Source organism: Pseudomonas sp. NPDC087185 (assembly GCF_044744955.1).
Lineage (GTDB): Bacteria > Pseudomonadota > Gammaproteobacteria > Pseudomonadales > Pseudomonadaceae > Aquipseudomonas.
In genome coordinates this window covers 1-20167 of record NZ_JBIUZK010000008.1, presented here as the reverse complement: position 1 = coordinate 20167, position 20167 = coordinate 1, and the positions used below count along the sequence as shown (strand labels likewise).

Genomic DNA, 20167 nt, shown 5'->3' with positions numbered 1-20167 from the left:
CTGCACGTCCGCTAGGCGGACCTTCCCAAGTTTTCTTTTTCAATCGTTTTCGCAAATCCCCGCCGCCAAAGCTGCCTGGGTGACCTTCTGGTCTTTCAAGGCATGTGCAGCTTTGGAGCATGGGTCTTTGCGGATGCACCTAGAGGCAGACCCATGACCCAGGAAACCGGCGGCTTCGCCGCTCTCGATCTTAATCCGAATATCGTTGCTGCTGTTCTGGCTACCGGCTATGAAGAGCCGTCCGCCATTCAGCATCAATCGATTCCGATCATCCTCGCCGGTCACGACATGATCGGCCAGGCGCAGACTGGCACCGGTAAAACCGCTGCCTTCGCCCTGCCGATCCTCAACAAGATCGATGTGAGCAAGCGCGAACCGCAAGCCCTGATCCTGGCGCCAACCCGTGAGTTGGCGCTGCAAGTCGCTACCGCTTTCGAAACCTACGCCAAGCAGATGCCGGGCGTTAACGTGGTAGCTGTTTACGGTGGTGCCCCTATGGGCCCACAACTGCGTGCCATCCGCAACGGTGCGCAAATCGTCGTGGCTACCCCAGGCCGTCTGTGCGACCACCTGCGTCGTGACGAGAAGGTCCTGTCCACCGTGCAGTACCTGGTACTGGACGAAGCTGACGAAATGCTCAAGCTGGGCTTCATGGACGACCTCGAAGTGATCTTCGATGCCATCCCGGCTACCCGCCAGACCGTACTGTTCTCCGCAACCCTGCCGTCGTCGATCCGCTCGATTGCCGAACGCCACCTGCGTGAGCCCAAGCACGTCAAGATCCAGAGCAAGACCCAGACTGTCACCGCGATCGAGCAGGCCCACCTGATGGTCCACGCCGACCAGAAGATCCCGGCTGTTCTGCGCCTGCTGGAAGTGGAAGAGTTTGATGCGCTGATCGCCTTCGTGCGCACCAAGCAAGCTACCCTGGACCTGGCCGCCGCGCTGGAAGCCAAGGGCTACAAGGCTGCCGCGCTGAACGGCGACATCGCCCAGAACCAGCGTGAGCGCGTGATCGACTCGCTCAAGGATGGTCGCCTGGACATCGTCGTCGCCACCGACGTCGCTGCCCGTGGTCTGGACGTACCGCGCATCACTCACGTGTTCAACGTCGACATGCCGTACGACCCGGAATCCTACGTGCACCGTATCGGCCGTACTGGCCGTGCCGGTCGCGAAGGCCGTGCGCTGCTGCTGGTCACCCCGCGTGAGCGCCGCATGCTGCAGGTCATCGAGCGCGTCACTGGGCAGAAAGTTGCCGAAGCGCGTCTGCCGAATGCCCAGGCTGTACTGGATGCCCGCATCAAGAAGCTGACCAACAGCCTGGCGCCGCTGGTTGCCGATGCCGAAGCCAGCCACGGCGAACTGCTCGACCGCCTGACCGCCGACCTGGGCTGCAGCCCGCGCGCCCTGGCCTCGGCCCTGCTGCGCAAGGCCACCAATGGCCAAGCGCTGGACCTGGCCGCCGTCGAGCGTGAGCAGCCGCTGGTTCCGGGCTTTGCGCCGCGTGGTGAGCGCACCGAGCGTGCTGACCGTGGCGAGCGCAGTGACCGTGGCGACCGTGGTGCTGACCGCGAGCGTCGCGCGCCAATGCCGCTGGCCGAAGGCCGCGTGCGTTGCCGTACCGCCCTGGGTGCCCGTGATGGCATCGCTGCCAAGAACCTGCTGGGCGCGATCCTCAACGAAGGTGGCCTGGCCCGTGATGCGATCGGTCGCATCCAGGTGCGTGACAGCTTCAGCCTGATCGAGCTGCCGGAAGATGGCCTCGAGCGTCTGCTGACCAAGCTCAAGGACACCCGCGTGGCTGGCAAGCAGCTGAAGCTGCGTCGCTACCGCGAGGATTGATCCTGGCGTGACGAAAAAATCCCCGGCCTAGGTCGGGGATTTTTTTTGCCTGTTCTGGTCCTTTCTCGGGGCTTCAGTCGAACCGATAAATGTCCATGCCCAGGGCTCCCAGGGTAAAGCCTTGGTGCACTGTCCCGAATGTCTTGCCGGCTCCCAGGGCAAAGAACAACGGCAGGAAGTGTTCGTCACTGGGGTGGTTGCGTGCAGCGAACGGCGCCTGCCGCTGGAAGTCCAGCAGTGCCACCTGGTCATCCTCGCCCAGCTTTTCCACCACCCAATCGCGAAACGCCAACGCCCACGGCTCGACCACATCGGGCCCGGCGTGCCAGTCGAGCTCGCCCAGGTTGTGGGTGATGCTGCCGGAGCCCACCAGCAGGATGCCCTGATCACGCAGCCCCGCCAATGCCTGGCCGACCTTGAGCTGCAGCCCCGGCCCCTGGTGGCTGGGCAGCGAAACCTGGATGACCGGGATGCTCGCGTCCGGGTACATCAGCGACAGCGGTACCCAGGCGCCATGGTCGAATGGCCGCTGTGCATCCAGGCGCGCCGGCAGGCCGGCAGCGTTCAACCATTCACTGACCTTGAGGGCCAGCGCAGGCTCACCCGGCGCCGGGTACTGTACCGCGTACAGTGCGGCGGGGAAGCCGTGGAAGTCATGCCAGGTCTGCGGCTGCGCAGCGCCCGTTACCCGCAGTTCACGGCTTTCCCAGTGCGCCGACACCACCACGATTGCCTTCGGTCGCGGCAGGGCATTGGCCAGCTTGGCCAGCGCCGGGCCGCTGGCGCCGGGTTGCAGGGCGAGCATGGGGGAACCGTGGGAGATGAACAGGCTGGGCAGCATGATAGGGGTCCAGAGGATTAAGATGTCATCATCTTCGATCAACTACAGATCGAAATCCAAACCAAGTTTTACCCTCAATCCATCTAAAAAACGGGAGTGATCATGGAGCCAGCGTTTTGGCAAAAGCGATGGGCCGATAATCAGATCGGCTTTCACCGTGCAGTCGTCAACCCATTCCTGCAGGCGCACTGGCGCAAGGTGGCATTGCCCGAGGGTAGCCGGGTGTTGGTGCCCTTGTGTGGCAAGAGCGTGGATATGGCCTGGTTGGCGCAGTGCAATTACCGGGTGTTGGGGGTAGAGCTGTCGCGGCGGGCGGTGGAGGACTTTTTCCGCGAGCAGGGGCTGCAGGCGCAAATATCGCAACAGGGCGAGTTCGAGGTCTGGCGCCATGGCGATGTTGAAATCTGGTGCGGCGACTTCTTCGCCTTGCAGGCACAGGATGTGGCTGATTGCCTGGGGCTCTACGACCGCGCGGCATTGATTGCCCTGCCGGCCGACATGCGCGCACGCTACATGGCGCAGCTTTCGAGGACGCTGCCAAAGGGCTGCAAGGGGCTATTGTTGACGATGGATTACGACCAGCAGCTGCTGGCCGGGCCACCTTTTGCGGTAACCGATGGCGAGGTGCACACAGGGTATGCAGGCGGCAAAGCCCAGGTGCTGGACGAGCGAGAGGTGATCGAGGAGAGCCCGAAATTCCTTCAGGCGGGCGTCAACAGTGTGGTGGAACGGCTGTACATCGTACAGTTCTGACCGATGAACGAAAAAAAGGGCGACCGAGGTCGCCCTTTTTCATGCGTGATGGATCAACCGCGGCGGCGCAGTGCCTCGATGCGGTCTTCCAGCGGCGGGTGGCTCATCAGCAGGCCAGCCAGGCCGTGCTTGAGGCCGCCATTGATGCCGAAGGCCTTCATGGTGTCGGGCATGTGCACCGGCAGGCCTTGCTCAACACGCAGGCGCTGCAGGGCGCCGATCATGGCGGCAGTGCCGGCCAGTTGCGCGCCGGCTTCGTCGGCGCGGTACTCGCGGCGGCGCGAGAACCACATGACGATCATGCTGGCGAGGATACCGAGGACCAGTTCGGCGACGATGGTTGCCACGTAGTAGGCAATGCCCTGGCCTTCTTCGTTCTTGAAGATGACCTTGTCGACGAAGTTGCCGATGATACGGGCGAAGAACATCACGAAGGTGTTCACCACACCCTGCACCAGTGCCAGGGTGACCATGTCGCCGTTGGCCACGTGGCCGATCTCGTGGGCCAGCACGGCACGCACTTCATCGGGCGAGAAGCGCTCCAGCAGGCCCTGGGATACCGCTACCAGTGCATCGTTGCGGTTCCAGCCGGTGGCGAAGGCATTGGCCTCGTAGGCCGGGAAGATGCCGACCTCGGGCATCTTGATGCCGGCTTCGCGCGACAGCTCTTCGACCGTCTGCAGCAGCCACTGTTCGTGGCGGGTGCGCGGCTGCGAGATGATCTGGGTGCCGGTGGTCATCTTCGCCATCCACTTGGAGATGAACAGCGAGACCAGGGAGCCGGCAAAGCCGAACACGGCACAGAACACCAGCAAGCTGCTGAGGTTGAGGTCAACCCCGTTGGCGGCCATGAACCCATTGAAGCCGAACAGGCTCAGGGTAATGCTTGCAACCAGCACCACCGCAAGGTTGGTGGCTACAAACAACAGAATGCGCATCATGGTTGTTACGTTCTCCTGACGGATGAGTGTGTTGCGTATGCGGGGTATATAAGGGGCCGGTCGCTCGGATTCAATCGGGCGACTATTTCAAACTGTGTACGGCGGAGTATGGCAGAGGATACAGCGGGGGCTGTGAGCTAGAGCGTTGCAGGATGTAAGAAACATTCGATGGGGGGTGTAGGGGGCGCAAAGCGCCCCCAAGGGCGCTGAATTACTGCGAATAACCTTTCAGGAAATTCCCGATGCGCCCGATCGCCTGCTCCAGGTCATCCACCCGTGGCAAGGTCACCACGCGGAAGTGGTCCGGCCACGGCCAGTTGAACGCCGTGCCCTGGACGATCAGCAGTTTTTCCGACAGCAGCAGGTCCAGCGCGAACTTCTCGTCGTTGAGGATCGGGCAGACCTTCGGGTCGATCCGCGGGAACGCGTACAGCGCGCCCATCGGCTTGACGCAGCTCACACCGGGGATGGCGTTGAGCAGTTCGTAGGTACGGTTGCGCTGCTCCAGCAGGCGGCCCGGCGGCAGCACCAGGTCATTGATGCTCTGGTAGCCGCCCAGGGCGGTCTGGATGGCGTGCTGGGCCGGCACGTTGGCGCACAGGCGCATGTTGGCCAGCATGTCGATGCCTTCGATGTAGCTCTGGGCGTGGTGCTTGGGCCCGGAGATGATCAGCCAGCCGGAGCGGAAGCCCGCCACCCGGTAAGACTTAGACAGGCCGTTGAAGGTCAGGCACAGCAGGTCCGGGGCCAGCGACGCGGTGCTGATGTGCACGGCCTCGTCGTAGAGGATCTTGTCGTAGATCTCGTCGGAGAACACCACCAGGTTGTGCTGGCGCGCCAGCTCCAGCATACCCAGCAACAGCTCCTTGGAGTACACGGCGCCGGTCGGGTTGTTCGGGTTGATGATCACCAGGGCCTTGGTGTTCGGGGTGATCTTGGCCTTGATGTCCTCAAGGTCGGGGAACCAGTCGGCCTGCTCGTCGCACAGGTAGTGCACCGGCTTGCCGCCGGCCAGGCTCACTGCGGCGGTCCACAGTGGGTAGTCGGGGGCCGGGATCAGCACTTCGTCGCCATTGTTGAGCAGCGCCTGCATCGACATGACGATCAGCTCGGAGACACCGTTGCCGAGGTAGATGTCCTCGATGGTGACGCCTTCGATTTCTTTCTGCTGGCAATACTGCATCACCGCCTTGCGCGCGCTGAACAGGCCCTTGGAGTCGCTGTAGCCCTGTGCGGTGGGCAGGTTGCGGATCACATCCTGGAGGATTTCGTCCGGCGCTTCGAAGCCAAACGGCGCCGGGTTGCCGATGTTCAGCTTGAGGATGCGGTGGCCTTCCTCTTCCAGGCGTTTGGCGTGCTTGAGCACCGGGCCGCGAATGTCGTAGCAGACATTGGCGAGCTTGTTCGATTTGCTGAACTGCATGATGTGATCCCGATTGAGAATACGCGGTGCGCCGCCGTCGAAAGGTTTGAAAGGGCGGGGCGCGGGTGCCAGACTTGGAGCCCGTGCACACGAAGCCAACTAATATACGTGCCACCCGCGTTACGGAAAAGACGGCGCGAGGTGAAATTCAGCTTGCCGAGGTCCCCACATGCAAAAGATCGACAAAACCCTTGAAGAATGGCGCGCAATGCTCGACCCGGCGCAGTACCAGGTGTGCCGCCTCAAGGGTACCGAGCGGCCGTTCACCGGTAAGTACAACAGTGAAAAGCGCGCGGGTATCTACACGTGCATCTGCTGCGGTTTGCCGCTGTTCGACTCGACCACCAAGTTCGATTCCGGTTGCGGCTGGCCGAGCTTCTACGCGCCGCTCGAAGAACGCGCGATGATCGAGATTCGCGACACCTCCCACGGCATGATCCGCACCGAGGTGACCTGCGCTCAGTGCGATGCCCACCTGGGCCATGTATTCCCTGACGGCCCACCCCCGACCGGCTTGCGCTACTGCATCAACTCGGTGTGCCTGGACTTCAAACCGCGTGACGGAGCCTGACCATGGCTGGATCGATGCTGGACATCCCCTGCGTGACCCTGGGTGGCGAGCACAAGGTGCTCGGCGATTTCGCCGGCAAGGCGCTGCTGGTGGTCAACACCGCCAGCCAGTGCGGCTTCACCCCGCAGTACAAGGGCCTGGAGCAACTGTGGCAGCTGTACCGCGAGCGTGGCCTGGTGGTGCTGGGCTTCCCTTGCAACCAGTTCGGCAAGCAGGAGCCGGGTGAGGCGCGCGAGATCGCGCAGTTCTGCGAACGCAATTTCGGCGTGAGCTTCCCGCTGTTTCGCAAGGTCGAGGTCAACGGCCCCGGTGCCCACCCGCTGTTCGTCGAGCTTAAGCAGCGCGCGCCGGGCCTGCTGGGGTCGCAGAAGATCAAGTGGAACTTCACCAAGTTTCTCGTCGACCCGGCCAGCGGCAAGGTAGTGCGCTATGCGCCGACCACCAAGCCCCAGGCGCTGGAAGCCGATATCGAGCGCCTGCTCAGCCGCTGAGCGGCACCCAATGGTCGATCAGCGCCAACAGCTCTTCGCGGCGGAACGGCTTGGCCAGGTAGTCGTTCATGCCCGCCGCGCGGCAGCGCTCGCGCTCCTCGGGCATGGCATTGGCGGTCAGTGCGACGATCGGCAGCTCGGGCCAGCGGCCGCTCTGGCGGATGCGCCGGCTGGCTTCGTAGCCGTCCATCACCGGCATGTTGCAGTCCATCAGCACCAGGTCGAAATCCTCTTGCTCCAGGCACTCCAGTGCCTCGACGCCCTGGGTGGCCAACTGCACCTGGCAGCCGAGCTTGGCCAGCATGCCCTTGGCCACCAATTGGTTCACCGGGTTGTCCTCCACCAGTAGAATACGCGCGCGGCCGCTGGCGGCGGACAGCGCCGGGGTGGCCAGCGGGTGCTCGGGGGCTTGGCCCTGCAAGGTGCGGCGCAGGGTCTGGTACAGGGCGTTGCGTGCCAATGGGCGGGCCAGTTGGTGCAGCGGTGCCAGTTGCGCCGACTGTTCGGCCGGCAGGAAGTTGCCGTAGGCCGTCACCAGCAGGATCGGCACCTTCAGGGCGGGGCGCAGCTGGAACAGGTGCTCCAGGTCGTCGGTGATCAGCAGGTCGATCGCGTTGCCCAGCGCCGCGGCATTGTCATGCCGCTGGTACGCCAACCCCCAGCCTGGCAGCACACTTTGCAGCAGCTCGCACAGGCCGCTGCCTGCGTTGCTCAGCGCCACGATTCGCCCTTGCAAAGGTGCGGGTGGAATGGCCTCGGTGTGGGTGGTCAGCGGCAATTCGGCGCTGAAGCAGCTGCCAAACCCGGGTTCGGACCGAATGTGCAGGTGCCCTTGCATCGCCTTGCACAGGTTGCGGGTCAGGGCCAGGCCCAGGCCGGTGCCGCCATACTGGCGGGTGATGCCGGCGCCGGCCTGGGTGAACGGCTGGAAGATCCGCGCCTGGGCTTCCTCGGGGATGCCGATGCCGGTGTCGCGCACTTCCAGGCGCACGCCGCCGACGATGCGCACCAGGCGTATATCGACGCGGCCGAAGCGGGTGAATTTCAGCGCATTGGACAGCAGGTTGCTGACCACCTGGCGCACCCGGGTCGGGTCGCCCAGCACCGAGCTTGGGAAGTCGCTGGCGATCAGGCAGGTCAGTTCGACGCTTTGCGCGGCGTTCTGTGACAGCAGGTTGGCGGTGTCCTCGACCATCGCACCCATGTCGAAGGGGATGCGTTCCAGTTCGAGCTGGCCGGCGTCGAACTTGGACAGGTCGAGGATATCGTTGAGCAACTCCACCAGCACCTTGCCCGAGTCGTGGGCGATCGAAAGTTGCTGGCGTTGTTCGCTGGCCAGCGGGCTGTCCAGGGCCAGGGCGATCATGCCAAGCATGCCGTTGAGCGGTGTGCGGATCTCGTGGCTCATGTTGGCCAGGAAGGCCGCTCGCGCCTGGGCCATGTCCAAGGCGCGCTGGCGCGCTTCGACCAGCTCCTGGTTGGACTGGCTGAGGCGGCTGTTGCTGGCCTTGAGCTCTTCGGTGCGGGCCGAAACGATGTCTTCCAGCTCGTTGAGGTATTGCGTCAAGCGGTTCTCGGCGGTGCGCCGCTGCTGGATCTCGGTGGCCATGCTGACGAACTGCTGGTTGGCGACCTTGACAAGCACGCCGATCTCGTCCAGTTCGTGGCCGTGGGGGCAATCCAGGCGGGTTTGCCCCGGCTGGCGCGGGTCGCGGCCGCTGAGCGCGCCGATCACATTGACCAGCGGCTTGGTCAGCATCATATAGAACAGCGCCAGGAGAATGCCGGTCAGCACCAGGCTGCGGGCAAAGCCGTTGAGCAGGGTGACCCCGGCGCGGTCGAGGAAGCGGCTGCCGAAGGCGTACGTATCGACGTCCAGGTACAGGGTGCCTAGGTACTCCTCGGGCATGTGGGTGAGGAACAGCCGCTCCTTGAACTGGCGCTGTTCGCCGAACAGGAAGTCGCTCAGTGGCCGGTAGCGGTCTTCCAGGCGGGCGCGCTCGACGTCGGCCAGCACGGTTTCATTGTTGTCGATCAGCCGCGCGCGGATGATCGCCGGCGACTGCAGCAGGCCGCGGGTGAGTTCCAGCGCCAACTCCGAGTCGATGTTGTAGGCAATGCGCGAGGCCGGATTGTGGCTGATTTGCAGCAATGCCTGCACTTCGCGGTTGATGGATGCGTCTTCGCTGGCATAATCGATGCCGATCTGGATGAGACTGAGCAATGTTCCCAGGATGAAGCCGACCAGGACTGTCAACCGGGCTTGCTTGTATGACAGGCGATTGGTGAACTTGATATCCATGAGTCCCGAGCCGGTTTCACGTCCCTTGCGCTGCGCAAGCATAGCCGATCAGCCCCGGCTGCTGGCAGCCTGTCACACATTCAGCAGTAAATCTCACCTGTCTTGCTAGGAGTCGTCATGGACGCTCGCTTGAATACTTTCCTGGAACGCGCCGAGTCTGTGCTGGCGCGTCTCGAACCGTTGTTGCCGGCGCCACGCCCGGACATCGACTGGGGCACTACCCTGGCCGCGCGCTGGCAGCGCGATGGCCGCACCGGTTACCTGATGCCACTGCAGGTCAGCCTGGACATCCGCCTGACCGACCTGATCGGGGTCGACAAACAGCGTGAGCAGCTGGGCCGCAACACCGACCAGTTCATCAAGGGCCTGCCGGCCAACCACGCCTTGCTGTGGGGCTCGCGCGGCACCGGCAAGTCGTCACTGGTGCGCGCCTTGCTGGCCGAGCACGCAGATGCCGGGCTGCGCCTGATCGAAATCGAGCGCGATCACCTGGCCGACCTGCCACGTGTCGTCGAGCAACTGCAAAAGTTGCCGCAGCGCTTCATCCTGTTCTGCGACGACTTGTCGTTCGAAGCGGGGGAGGGCGACTACCGCGTGCTCAAGAGCGTACTCGACGGTTCGTTGGAGCAGGCGCCGGACAATGTGCTGCTGTACGCCACCTCCAACCGCCGCCACCTGGTGCCGGAGAAGGAGAGCGACAACGAGAACTGGAAGCGGGTCGATGGCGAGCTGCACCCCAGCGAAGCGGTGGAAGACAAGATCGCCTTGTCTGACCGTTTTGGCCTGTGGCTGTCGTTCTACCCCTTCACCCAGGAGCACTTCCTCAGCGTGGTCGAACACTGGATCGGCCAGCTGGCGCAGCCTGCCGGGCTGGCCTGGCAGCGTGATGAAGCGCTGGACATCCTCGCCGTGCGCTGGGCCACCGGCCGCGGTAACCGTAATGGCCGTTGTGCCTATCAGTTCGCCCGCTACTGGGTCGGGCTGCAATTGCTGGAGCAGAAATAAATGATCGACCTCAATGCCAGTGGCGCCGGCCTCGACGGCTATGACCTGCTGGCTGCGCAAGTGCAGGCGCTGTTTGCCGACGAGCGTGACTTCATCGCCAATGCCGCGCAGTTCTCGGCGTTCCTGTACAACCAGGTGGACGACCTGAACTGGGCGGGGTTCTACCTCAACCGTAACGAAGCGTTGGTGCTGGGCCCGTTCCAGGGACAGGTGGCCTGTGTGCGCATTCCGTTCAGCCGCGGGGTGTGCGGCGCGGCGGCGGCCACCCGGCAGACACAGCGGGTCGAGGACGTGCATGCGTTCCCAGGGCACATCGCCTGTGACAGCGCGTCCAACAGCGAACTGGTGATTCCGCTGGTGAAGGAGGGCAGGCTGATCGGTGTGCTCGATCTGGACAGCCCGAAGCTGGCGCGCTTCAGTGAGGCGGACCAGCGTGGGCTTGAGCGCCTGGCGGCGGTCTTCCTCGAATTGACTGACTGCTGAATAAAGAAAGGGGCCAATGATTGGCCCCTTTCTTTTTGCGGATCAGTCGTAGATCACGCGTTTTTTCCAGGTCTCGTCCTCATCGGTCTTGAGCCCCTGGGTCAGTGCGTTCTCATCGTTCTCGGCCGGCTCCATCTGGTCCAGCACCTGGGCATTGGCCCGTGCCAGCAGTTTCTCAAGATACGTCAGCTGCTCTTCATACACTTTTGGCTCAGGCTGCTTGCGCAGGTACTGCACACCGCGCTCGAAGGCCAGGCGGGCCTGCCCCGGTTGTTCCTGCTGCAACGCCTGCTGGCCAAGGTTGTTGAAGAACTCGATGTGCAGCAGCACCAGCAGGTGGCGGATCTCCTTGACCCAGTGTTTGCCTTCGGTGGTCTGCAGGACGTTTTCCTGGGTGGCCTTGACGATCTGGGTATGCAGCGCCTCCAGCAGGAAGCGCACATCCTTGGCCTTGACTTCGGTCTGGATCGGGCTGGGCGGATTATTCACCGGGATTTTTTCGCCCAGGGCGATCAGCCCTTCGAGCTCGGCGATGCGCGCCTTGAGTTCGGCGTTGTTCTTGTCCAGTGCCAGTCGGCGCTGGTTGAGGTTGAGCTCCAGGCGCGTCAGCAACAGCTTGAGGGCCGGGGTCATGAACTGGCCGGGGAAGGTTTCGGTGATTTCCCCGCAGCGGCGCACGCGGTCGGCCAGCTCGACTTTAAGCCGTGCGCGTTCCAGCTTGCTGTTCTCGACCACGTTGTTGAGGTAGCCGATCACGATCAGCAACGCGATACCCGCCACGATGAGCAGTGTGATCAGAAGTGGTGTCACCGTTAACGCCTCATTGAATAGGTTCTGTATCAGTGTAGGAGCGGGCTTGCCTGCGAGTGGCCCTTGCAGGCAAATCTCTTTTTATATCGGCAACCTGCTCTATAACTACAGTACGGCTGCATGCTGGCACATCAGTAGCCGAGCTTGCCGAGGTGCTGTCAGAAAATCAACGCCAATCCTCGGACGCCCATCGGGTAGGCCCGCAAGATGGACCGAAGTCATTGATTTAAATAAATTTCTACAAAGGGGTTGACGACCCTGCAAGGCATCCATAGAATGCGCGCCACTTGCAGCGTAAAGCACACAGCGAAACGCGGCAGGGAGTGAAAGCAGGCAGTAATGCCAGCAGCGTGTCCCCTTCGTCTAGTGGCCTAGGACACCGCCCTTTCACGGCGGTAACAGGGGTTCGAGTCCCCTAGGGGACGCCACATTGCGGGAATAGCTCAGTTGGTAGAGCACGACCTTGCCAAGGTCGGGGTCGCGAGTTCGAGTCTCGTTTCCCGCTCCAGTTTCTCCGGCACTGCTTAACGGCGGGGCAGGAAAAGAAAGTCCAGGTTGAATCGTGAGGTTCAATATCTGGCGCACTGAAAAGTGTTGTGTGTCCCCTTCGTCTAGTGGCCTAGGACACCGCCCTTTCACGGCGGTAACAGGGGTTCGAGTCCCCTAGGGGACGCCATTTGCGGGAATAGCTCAGTTGGTAGAGCACGACCTTGCCAAGGTCGGGGTCGCGAGTTCGAGTCTCGTTTCCCGCTCCAGTTTAAATACTGTGGCGTTCGCACGGTGCAGTGGTGGTGAAGGTCGTCAAGGCGCTTCACGCCGATTAGCGTTAAAGCTTCACATTGCGGGAATAGCTCAGTTGGTAGAGCACGACCTTGCCAAGGTCGGGGTCGCGAGTTCGAGTCTCGTTTCCCGCTCCAAATCAGAAACGCCACTTCGTTTGAAGTGGCGTTTTTTTTTGCGTTCGCGGGGGCTGATAGCGCCTCTGTTCAACTGCCTACCTGATATTTTTGCCAGTTTTCGCTCCGTTCTCGGCTCGGTATAACCACGGTTCATGCCATGGCAACGAGGATGCGAGAGATGCCTACCAAGAACGCACTGCTTGAGTGGTTTGGGGCTGAACCTCGAATGAGGGAGTGGGACATCATCGTTGCGCTGGCTCGCGATGATCTGAACCGGCTGATTGAACAGGTTTTCATCGAGCAATTCAATGCAACCAGTTTTGGTCAGCCGTTCACGGCAAGGCTTGACTATGAGCTAACGGAACGTTACCTGCAGGATTTCATCCTCGGCCCGCCTCGTCTGAGCTTTGATGACACGGGGCTGAATGACTCCAGGGCCAACTTGAGCATGGCCGTCGTCGGCGGTAGCGATATCGTGTTGCAACATGGGGTGCAGTGGGAAGTGTCCCGCCTGGAGTGGATCCAGCCTATGCAGGGGCCTGTATTGAGGATGGTGGTGGCGCTGCATGACACGCCGGGCAGTATTGAGGTCGACGGTTCGCTGAATCTAGACTTGAAGAATGCCAATAATTTCATACTCGACTTCCGCGGCGAACCCAATCTTCAGCGTCTAGGGGGCGAGGTATTCGAGGCGTTGTTCAAAAAAATGCCTGACAGTGACAAGGTATTTAATCTTGGCAAGTTTGTAAACAATGATCCGTACTTTACCCCGCTGCACCTGTTCTGGTTGAGAACACAAGCCAACCACGACCCAGGCCGGGCGGGTGAAGGGGCGGTGCTTGTCTTTATGAGCACGGACAAGAACTTCGGGGGCAAACCGCCGGGCGAGAACCATGATTTCCGCTTCTTGATCCCAAATGATCTGCCAGCGTGCTCGGCCAGCGTCTTGTTCCAGCCCAACTATGTGGCTTTTCCAATATTCTTCCAGAGTGTATTGAGTTTACTCGATTCGTATGATTTACCGATTGTTGACGGCTGCACCTGGACGATCCCGAATGCCCACATGACTATCGAGCGTGGGGATATACAAAACCATGACGTACGCGATTTGTATGAAAAGTTGCGAGCCGCAGCAGGTGTGCTCAAGGATGACAAAGTCGCTGAATTCATTTCCAAAGGCAAAGGTTTAACGCTTACATATCTGCCGGATGATGCAGAGATAGAAATGGATTGGGAATGCATCTTTGAGATCCCGGCGGACCCTATTTCTATGAAGCAGGGGTTTGTGCTGAACAATCGTTATCGCATGGTCTTCGAAAAGGACAAGTTGGAGTTTAAGCTGGTCAGCTCGGATGCCCAATACGACCCGATTACGGCAGGGTTGCAGGGAGGCTTGATCGAACTAATAATGCTGATCATTGCCAAGTTTGTTGATATCGCATGGCGAGGTGTGTTGGATATTATGCTGGCCTCCATGACTGATAGTTTAAACAAACTGGTGCTGGAAGGGGGGGGAGGGCTGTTACGCAATATCGTACAGTTACGTTTTGGTAATACCCTCATCGGCGGTGAGGGCCATTCCCGTCATGAAATCATTACCTTCAACACACTGGGCAAGATTGACGGTATCCCTGATGTCCAGCCCCGTTGGCCCAATGTTCCCGTGGGCGGGCAGGCGCAATTCAAGGTCGCCAATGCCAGCGGCCCGATCAGTTGGCATGTCGAAGCGCTGGATGCCGGTCAGATGCCAGTAGGAAGCATCGACGCCACGGGCCGTTATACGGTCCCGGCCGATGCACGGTTGTCGGGGTTCGTTCGCGAGCGCGTTTGCGCGACCCAAGGTGAAGTGCCCGGCTATACGATGGTCACCATCGCCCACGACGCCCTGAGCATCGCGCCGCTTGTACAGGTGCTCAGCCCCAGAGGGAGCATGCTGCTGGACGCGGGAAGCAGCGATGCATCCCCCACCTTCCAATGGACGATCGATGGCCAACCGGTGCAAGGCAACCCGACGGCTGCGCAAATCCAGTTCACCGCCGCAGAGCCTGACCGCGGCTACCCGACCTTCACCCGCGTGCAAGTTTCGGTTGGCACTGTGGCGCGGGAAGCCTGTGTGATCACCCTGGCGCAGCAGCCGGCGCTGAACACTTTGAAAGTGCGGATCGATGAGGTGGACGCGGGCAAGGGCGAAGTCAGTTTGCGCATGACGATCCCTGTGCAGCCCGGCAAGCGCGTGACATGGAAGATTGAGTTTGGCGGGGGCACTGTCAGCGCGCTCGACGAGGATCAGGCCAAGGCGCTGTTCCGCGTCGGTCAGGCTACCACCGAGCGCGTTGCGGTAGTCCAGGTAAGCGTCGCCACGCCGGACGCTGCCCCCACCGGGGTGGGATTCATCGTGCTGCCGTTGCCGTTGTACGAATACCCGACGATCTATTCGAAACTGATGTTGCCTGACTGAAAAAAGGTGATCCCATGAAAGATGCCACGATTCCAAAAGAGCTTCCAGCCTGGCTGGGGCGAGTACCTGACATGCTGGGTTGGGACATCATGGTCGCATGGCCCATGGAGTTCGTGCAGCATCTGGTCGATCAGGACCACCTTCGGCGCCTGGCCAACGGCCAGTCGCTCAAGGGCCTGAAAGCCAGCGTGACGGATGAAGATACCCAGATCACCTACGTGCTGGCCAACTACCGCGTTTCATCGCCCACCCTGACCTTGCTGGACGCTTCCTATCAACGGGCCACATTCAAGCTGACCATGGCAATGGAAGAGGGGACACGGTTGGATTATGCCATGGGCGGTGAACTCGCCTCGATCAGGACCAACAGCGCGGTGAACATGCTTCATCCGGAGCTGCAACTGGACATCCTCTACAAAGACGGCAAGTTGTGCATGGACAGTGCCAGCGCCAGGAAATATGAACTGGAACTGGGCAGCGGTTTTCTAGGCCGCCAAGGCGCTCAGCTGATCAGTATGATGCTGAAGACTGCAGAGCCCTCGAAGGCTACGCTCGACCTGGCGCAAGTAGTCCCCAGTTCGTCCAGTGAATTGCGCATGCTCGAAGAGATTGTTCCCCGCAGTCAGGCGCTCGACGGGCAACAGGCGTTGCTGTTGTTCATGACCCACAGGCACGGTGCGCGTGGCTTTGATCCGGATGATAACGGTGAAAAGGCGTTGCCGCCGATGCTGGCGCCTGATGCGCGCGATGGTTTTTCCAGTACGGTGGTCTTGTCACGCCAGTTGCTGCAGCGCACGGCCTATGGCCTGGGGATAGTGGGGGTGCTCGAGGGGGGCGAATTCAGCTATGAGCGCGCAGAGGGCAAGCCACTGAGCGCCATGGTCGCCAAGGCCGGTACCTTGCGAATACCTGCTGGGCGGATTTCCCACGGCACGCTTGAGTTCGAAAGCGTCGCGTGCGAAGTGCCGGTTCAACCGAGTACCGAGCCACTTCGCATCACGTTCCTGGACGCCCAGGTCACGCAGACCTGGACGCCGGTGGTTACCCTTGACTACCGCTATCGCACCGATCGCAAGGGAGAGTGGACGGCAGCCAGTATCCGCTTCAAGCCACACCTGGAGTTTCAGTACACGATTGATCCGGCCAGCAGTGAAGCCGGCACGCTCGAGGTCACCTCCTGTGCATGGAGGGACGTGGCCTCCAGCCTTTCGCCCGACTTGGCGGCGGAGCATGCACCTCTGGCGGCCTACACGCTGCGCCGAGGGTTCATCAATGCGCTGTTCAAGCACCTTGACGCCCGCCTGTCGGGGCCTTTGCTGGCCAGTTTGAGGTTGGACCACCAGACCACGCTGCGGCCTGATGTGAGCGCGAGCATCCAGGGTAATCTGGCAATGGTCGGCGCCTATCAGGTCGGCGAAACCACCCCCTGGATCAAAGAACAAAACATCAGGCTCGCTGCTGGCGAGCAGCAGCGATTTTCCCTGAGCCAGGCACGCTCGAGCATTGCCTGGACATGCGAGGCGCTGCCAGAGCACCCCTGGGAGCCCGGCACGATCGACCAGGATGGGCTCTATACTGCACCAGCCATGCAAGGCTACGACGGCGTCACTCACCGGGTCAGGATCGTCGCTACCGATCGGCAGGCTGGGCGTAGCTATGCCGCGCTGGTCACAGTGGTGAACACGCGGGTAGCGGTTTCACCCGAGATTTTCATTCGTTTTCCGACCGACAAGAGAACGTTCGAGTACGAATCGTTTAAGATGGATGCCGGCAACGTGACCTGGGCGCTGCAGAATGTCGAGGGAGGCTTGGCTGGCACGATCAACACGGCGGGTAACAAAGCCATCTATACCCCCACCACAGCCAGCACTGACGCTTATTGCTCGCTCGACAGATTGGTCGCCACGTTGCCTTCAGGGAAGGCTGAAGCCAGTGGCGTGATGCTCAGTCTTTTTCAGGATCAGACGCTTTTCGTCTATGTGGATGAAGCCAGCGCCGATGACACTCAGCTCCAGTTGCGCGGCAAGCCCCCAGGCTGGGATGAGCCCTTCGAACCGGTAACCTGGTGGCTGCCGCTGAGGGGGCCTGGCCGTATCGAGCGGGAAACGGGCCTGTATCACATCGACCCTGCTGCACCCGGTTCATTTGTGCTGATCAGGGCTGAGGCGGCGTTTGGCGAACAGATGTTGTACGGGCATCTGCTCTTGCTGCTGCCCTATGACGCATTTGCCGACGTCAACAAGACTCAGCTGGAGCTGCAACATCGCAAGTGGCTGGCGTGCTCGAAGTGCCTTGCCAACGCAGGCAAGTAGCGAAGGTTAACAATGAAACGCCCGGAGTTAGACCCGGGCGTTTCATTGTGCGTCTTACGCAAATTCAAGGATTTCTCCTTAGAGCCGCGTGACTTCCGGGTCTTGCATCGAGTAGTTCAAAACCACAGTTTTGCCGACCTTGGCGGAGCTGTCCACAAGCGCCAATACTCCTCGACGCAAGGACTGCTGCATGGACTGCTGCAGCGCCCTGGCGGTCAGATACTTGACGGCCATCCCATCCAATAGCGAAACGCCGGCGCTGACGTAGCCTGCGATTTCCGAAAACTTCATAGCCCATGGTTCTTGGGTGACAATCGCGGTGACATCCGCTGCGAAAGAAACAGCGGATGCTGCTGCGACCACCACTGATACACCTGCCACAATCATCGCCTGAGTCGCGGCTGCCGCCGCCCCAGTGCCCGCTGCAGCCGCGGCGGCAGCGCCGACAGCGCCAACTATCGCCGCCCCGGCAGAAACGACGGCCAGCACGGTGAACAACGCGCCGATCCCGATGGCCGCCCACATGCTGCCGGAGATCTTTTTCTTCTGTTCTCGCTCAAGCCTGCGCTGTTCGATTTCCATCTGCCACACTTCTTCCTCGTAGGGGGTCATCTCCAGGCTCTGATAGGCCATGCGACCCTGTTCGAGGCTGCCATAGACGGGGGTGGCCGTTCGCCCGCTAGGGTCCAGGAGCATCACCGGGTTGCCCTTGCAATAACCGTAGCGGCCGAATTCGGCGGCATTGGCCAGGCCGACGGGGTCGGCCTGACGGAAGCGCCGGTCACCGGGGAAATAGAAGCGCAAGCCGCGGCCCAGTGGGTAACAGGCACGCTCCGGGTCAAGGTATTCGCCGTTGTAACCCAGCAGGCTCATGCGCAGCTCATCGCGGTCATGCTCACCATAGGCGTCATAGACGATCTCGTGTTGTTGGCCGCCCCGGTATTCGGCGATCACGCTATGGCTGGCGTTGGTGTGCAGCAGCACTGGCAGGCTCGAATCGGTCGATTGCTGGGCAATCGGCTGCGTGCCGTGGTAGACCAAAGCGGTCATCACCGCCCCTTTTACCGCAAGGCTCAGGCGGTTGCCTTCATGGCTGAAGAGGGTCTCGTCATCATGGTCGTGCGCGCGTGCCACAAGGTGGCCGTTGGCATCGTAGCGATAGGTCGTGGTCGTGTTGGCGGGGTCGGTGATCGACAGCAACCGGCCTAGGGTGTCATAGCGGTACAATCGCCCCGTCAGGTCGGTGGCTTGGCAGCCGTTGCCGTCGTACTGGATATCGGCGGCTTGCAGCTGACGCTTGGGCTCGTAGCTGATATTGAGCAGTTGGCAGCGGTCGGCCGGGTTGTAGTGGAACGTCGCCGTTTCCTTGGCGGCTGCGGAAAACTCGCATTCGCAACTCTTCATGTTGTCCAGTTCGTCGAATGCGAACGTCTGTTTCGTGATCGCACGTTTCTGCTCGTCGCGCGGCAGTTGGTTGCCGCTGTAGCGAATGGTGTGGAGTCGCCCGTTCACGTCATAGGTGAAGTCTTCCTGCAGCGCTGTGCTCGTGCCTTTTTTCAATAGCCGTTGCATGAGAAGGCCGTCCAGGCCCCAATCCTGGCTCAAGGTCAGCTTGGACTGGCCCGTGCTCTCCAGCGTGCGCATTGTCTCCCGGTCGTGGTCGTCGTAATCGATCATCACCGTTGCCTGCTTTGCGCTGCCATCGAAGCTGGTCAGGGTCCTGAGGCGGCCGTGGGTGTCATAGGTGAAGTTCGAGGTGAGGTTGCCTTGTTCAATCTTTACCAGTTGTCCGCGACTGTTATAGGAGAATTGGCTGCTCAGGGTCTGCTTGGGCGTACCCGCAGCAGGCGTGCTGGTGTGGGTGCGGGTAATCAGGCGCCCCATTGGCGAGTGCTTCTGGGAGGTTTCGACAACGCTGCCATTGGCATCCCTCCAGGTTGCGCGGATGAGTTGGTTGTCAGGGGCGTAGTCGTACTCTCGAGTCCCATGGCGATTGACGGCTTTGGTCAGCCGTGCGCTGCTGGGGTTGAACTCGAACGTGGCACTGTCGAGAGGGTCTTCGCTGGTTACACCTTTGGGCGCATCCGACAGGGCCAGGTCATAGTCGTAGGTCAGGGCCTTGCCGGCGGCAGTGTGCGTCTCGCTGGGGAAGCGTTGCCCCTCGTTGTAGACGTGCGTTTGTACCCGGCCTGCAACGTTTACCTTGGTGAGCCTGCCCAGATGGTCGTAGTCCTGTGTGCCGAGGCTCCATGGGGGAGCGCCAGGCGTGTCGATCATCTTGACCTCGGCAACCAGTTCGTCACGGCTGTGGGGGGCAAAACAGCGTATGATCTCGTTGTTGTTGGGGAGCGTGGTGTTGCTCAGGCGCATCCAGGCATCGTACGCATAGGTCGTATTGCCTTGTCGTTCATTGGTGTATTGGGTGCAGTTGCCCAACCCGTCCTGGACGCGACGCTGTTGGCCTTCGATTATCCCTGTGGCGTCGAGCCTGTGTACTCGGACGGTACGTTCGAAGACGTCTAGCCAGGTTTCCCGTTGCCTGCTCTTGCTTGCGCCGGTGCCTTGCGCCTGGCGCCAGGTTTTCAATTTGACGCCCCTGTGCAGGCTGTCTCCAATCGGGTCGAAGACGCTGTGTTCTTCCACCTGGTCTGGCCGGGTAGTGCAGCTCAACTGGCCCCAATCGTCAAAGGCGAAGGTACTGATCAGCGAGTAAGGTTCAGGTGCGCCTGTGCTGGCGTGAGGGAGATAATCGCACTGCTCGCGCTTGGCAATCTGGCCCTCGGCGGTGTAGTCCAGGGTTTGCAACGTGTAGGGCTGCTTGGGGCTGCGCTCATCGATATGGTCGCGGGTTTCCAGTATGCCGCGCGCCAGCCCGTCCAGCTGGGTCACGGTGCTGATGCCGCGGGCATTGACCAGGGTCTGGGACGCTTGATCGTTATCGGTGGCGCACAGGGCGTAGCTGTACGTGCGCTCGGCCTTGAAGGCCGGCAGGTTCGGCGCCACGATCTCTTTGGTGACCCGCTGCAGCGCATC

Annotated in this window: 13 protein-coding genes, 5 tRNA genes and 1 pseudogene; 13 read left to right on the top strand and 6 right to left on the bottom strand. The window is 61.3% G+C overall.

Annotated features, from left to right (window positions below; all coding sequences use genetic code 11):
• The first annotated feature begins 119 nt into the window (after positions 1-119).
• A pseudogene (locus ACIPIJ_RS23940) lies at positions 120-1845 on the top strand (DEAD/DEAH box helicase).
• Positions 1846-1918: 73 nt separating this feature from the next.
• Here the strand turns inward: ACIPIJ_RS23940 and ACIPIJ_RS23935 are convergent.
• On the bottom strand, positions 1919-2686 hold the full coding sequence (locus ACIPIJ_RS23935) for a DODA-type extradiol aromatic ring-opening family dioxygenase (protein WP_401081389.1): 768 nt from the start codon (positions 2684-2686) through the stop codon (positions 1919-1921).
• A 102-nt stretch (positions 2687-2788) separates the two neighbouring features.
• On the opposite strand from ACIPIJ_RS23935, the gene ACIPIJ_RS23930 reads away from it, so the two are divergent.
• Positions 2789-3439 carry a thiopurine S-methyltransferase gene (locus ACIPIJ_RS23930; protein ID WP_401081386.1) on the top strand — a complete coding sequence of 217 codons (651 nt, stop codon included), beginning with the start codon at positions 2789-2791 and terminating at the stop codon, positions 3437-3439.
• A 53-nt stretch (positions 3440-3492) separates the two neighbouring features.
• Here ACIPIJ_RS23930 and htpX read toward each other — a convergent pair whose 3' ends face one another.
• Both htpX and ACIPIJ_RS23920 read right to left on the bottom strand, forming a co-directional pair.
• Positions 3493-4380, bottom strand: coding sequence for a protease HtpX (htpX, locus tag ACIPIJ_RS23925; RefSeq protein ID WP_401081383.1), 888 nt, complete (start codon positions 4378-4380; stop codon positions 3493-3495).
• 211 nt (positions 4381-4591) lie between these two features.
• Positions 4592-5803 carry a pyridoxal phosphate-dependent aminotransferase gene (locus tag ACIPIJ_RS23920; protein WP_401081380.1) on the bottom strand — a complete coding sequence of 404 codons (1212 nt, stop codon included), beginning with the start codon at positions 5801-5803 and terminating at the stop codon, positions 4592-4594.
• Between the two features lie 169 nt (positions 5804-5972).
• Between ACIPIJ_RS23920 and msrB the strand changes: the two genes are divergently transcribed.
• Together msrB and ACIPIJ_RS23910 are read left to right on the top strand one after the other, a co-directional pair.
• Positions 5973-6374, top strand: a complete 402-nt coding sequence (gene msrB / locus ACIPIJ_RS23915; protein ID WP_401081377.1) for a peptide-methionine (R)-S-oxide reductase MsrB — start codon at positions 5973-5975, stop codon at positions 6372-6374.
• Between the two features lie 2 nt (positions 6375-6376).
• Positions 6377-6865 carry a glutathione peroxidase gene (locus ACIPIJ_RS23910; RefSeq protein WP_401081375.1) on the top strand — a complete coding sequence of 163 codons (489 nt, stop codon included), beginning with the start codon at positions 6377-6379 and terminating at the stop codon, positions 6863-6865.
• Here the strand turns inward: ACIPIJ_RS23910 and ACIPIJ_RS23905 are convergent.
• Positions 6855-9209, bottom strand: a complete 2355-nt coding sequence (locus ACIPIJ_RS23905; protein ID WP_401081372.1) for a response regulator — start codon at positions 9207-9209, stop codon at positions 6855-6857. The two genes, ACIPIJ_RS23910 and ACIPIJ_RS23905, sit on opposite strands and share 11 nt — an antisense overlap.
• Before the next feature lie 75 nt (positions 9210-9284).
• Here ACIPIJ_RS23905 and ACIPIJ_RS23900 point away from each other — a divergent pair, with 75 nt between their 5' ends.
• Together ACIPIJ_RS23900 and ACIPIJ_RS23895 are read left to right on the top strand one after the other, a co-directional pair.
• Positions 9285-10172, top strand: a complete 888-nt coding sequence (locus ACIPIJ_RS23900) for an ATP-binding protein (protein WP_401081369.1) — start codon at positions 9285-9287, stop codon at positions 10170-10172.
• The gene (locus ACIPIJ_RS23895; protein WP_401081367.1) at positions 10173-10655 is read left to right on the top strand and encodes a GAF domain-containing protein; all 483 of its coding nucleotides are present in this window, start codon (positions 10173-10175) and stop codon (positions 10653-10655) included.
• 42 nt (positions 10656-10697) lie between these two features.
• On the opposite strand, the gene ACIPIJ_RS23890 is transcribed toward ACIPIJ_RS23895, so the two are convergent.
• Complete coding sequence (locus ACIPIJ_RS23890) at positions 10698-11465, bottom strand: hypothetical protein (protein WP_401081364.1); 768 nt, start codon at positions 11463-11465, stop codon at positions 10698-10700.
• A gap of 352 nt (positions 11466-11817) precedes the next feature.
• Between ACIPIJ_RS23890 and ACIPIJ_RS23885 the strand changes: the two genes are divergently transcribed.
• From ACIPIJ_RS23885 to ACIPIJ_RS23855, 7 genes are all read left to right on the top strand, one after another.
• A tRNA-Glu gene (locus ACIPIJ_RS23885) sits at positions 11818-11893 on the top strand.
• 4 nt (positions 11894-11897) lie between these two features.
• Positions 11898-11973: transfer RNA gene (locus ACIPIJ_RS23880), tRNA-Gly, on the top strand.
• Positions 11974-12065: 92 nt separating this feature from the next.
• Positions 12066-12141, top strand: a tRNA-Glu gene (locus tag ACIPIJ_RS23875).
• A gap of 3 nt (positions 12142-12144) precedes the next feature.
• Positions 12145-12220: transfer RNA gene (locus ACIPIJ_RS23870), tRNA-Gly, on the top strand.
• 86 nt (positions 12221-12306) lie between these two features.
• Positions 12307-12382: transfer RNA gene (locus ACIPIJ_RS23865), tRNA-Gly, on the top strand.
• 160 nt (positions 12383-12542) lie between these two features.
• Complete coding sequence (locus ACIPIJ_RS23860) at positions 12543-14822, top strand: hypothetical protein (protein WP_401081361.1); 2280 nt, start codon at positions 12543-12545, stop codon at positions 14820-14822.
• A gap of 14 nt (positions 14823-14836) precedes the next feature.
• Complete coding sequence (locus tag ACIPIJ_RS23855; RefSeq protein WP_401081358.1) at positions 14837-17134, top strand: hypothetical protein; 2298 nt, start codon at positions 14837-14839, stop codon at positions 17132-17134.
• 78 nt (positions 17135-17212) lie between these two features.
• Here the strand turns inward: ACIPIJ_RS23855 and ACIPIJ_RS23850 are convergent.
• Positions 17213-20167: RHS repeat domain-containing protein (locus ACIPIJ_RS23850; RefSeq protein ID WP_401081355.1), on the bottom strand; the 2955-nt coding region annotated here is incomplete at its 5' end.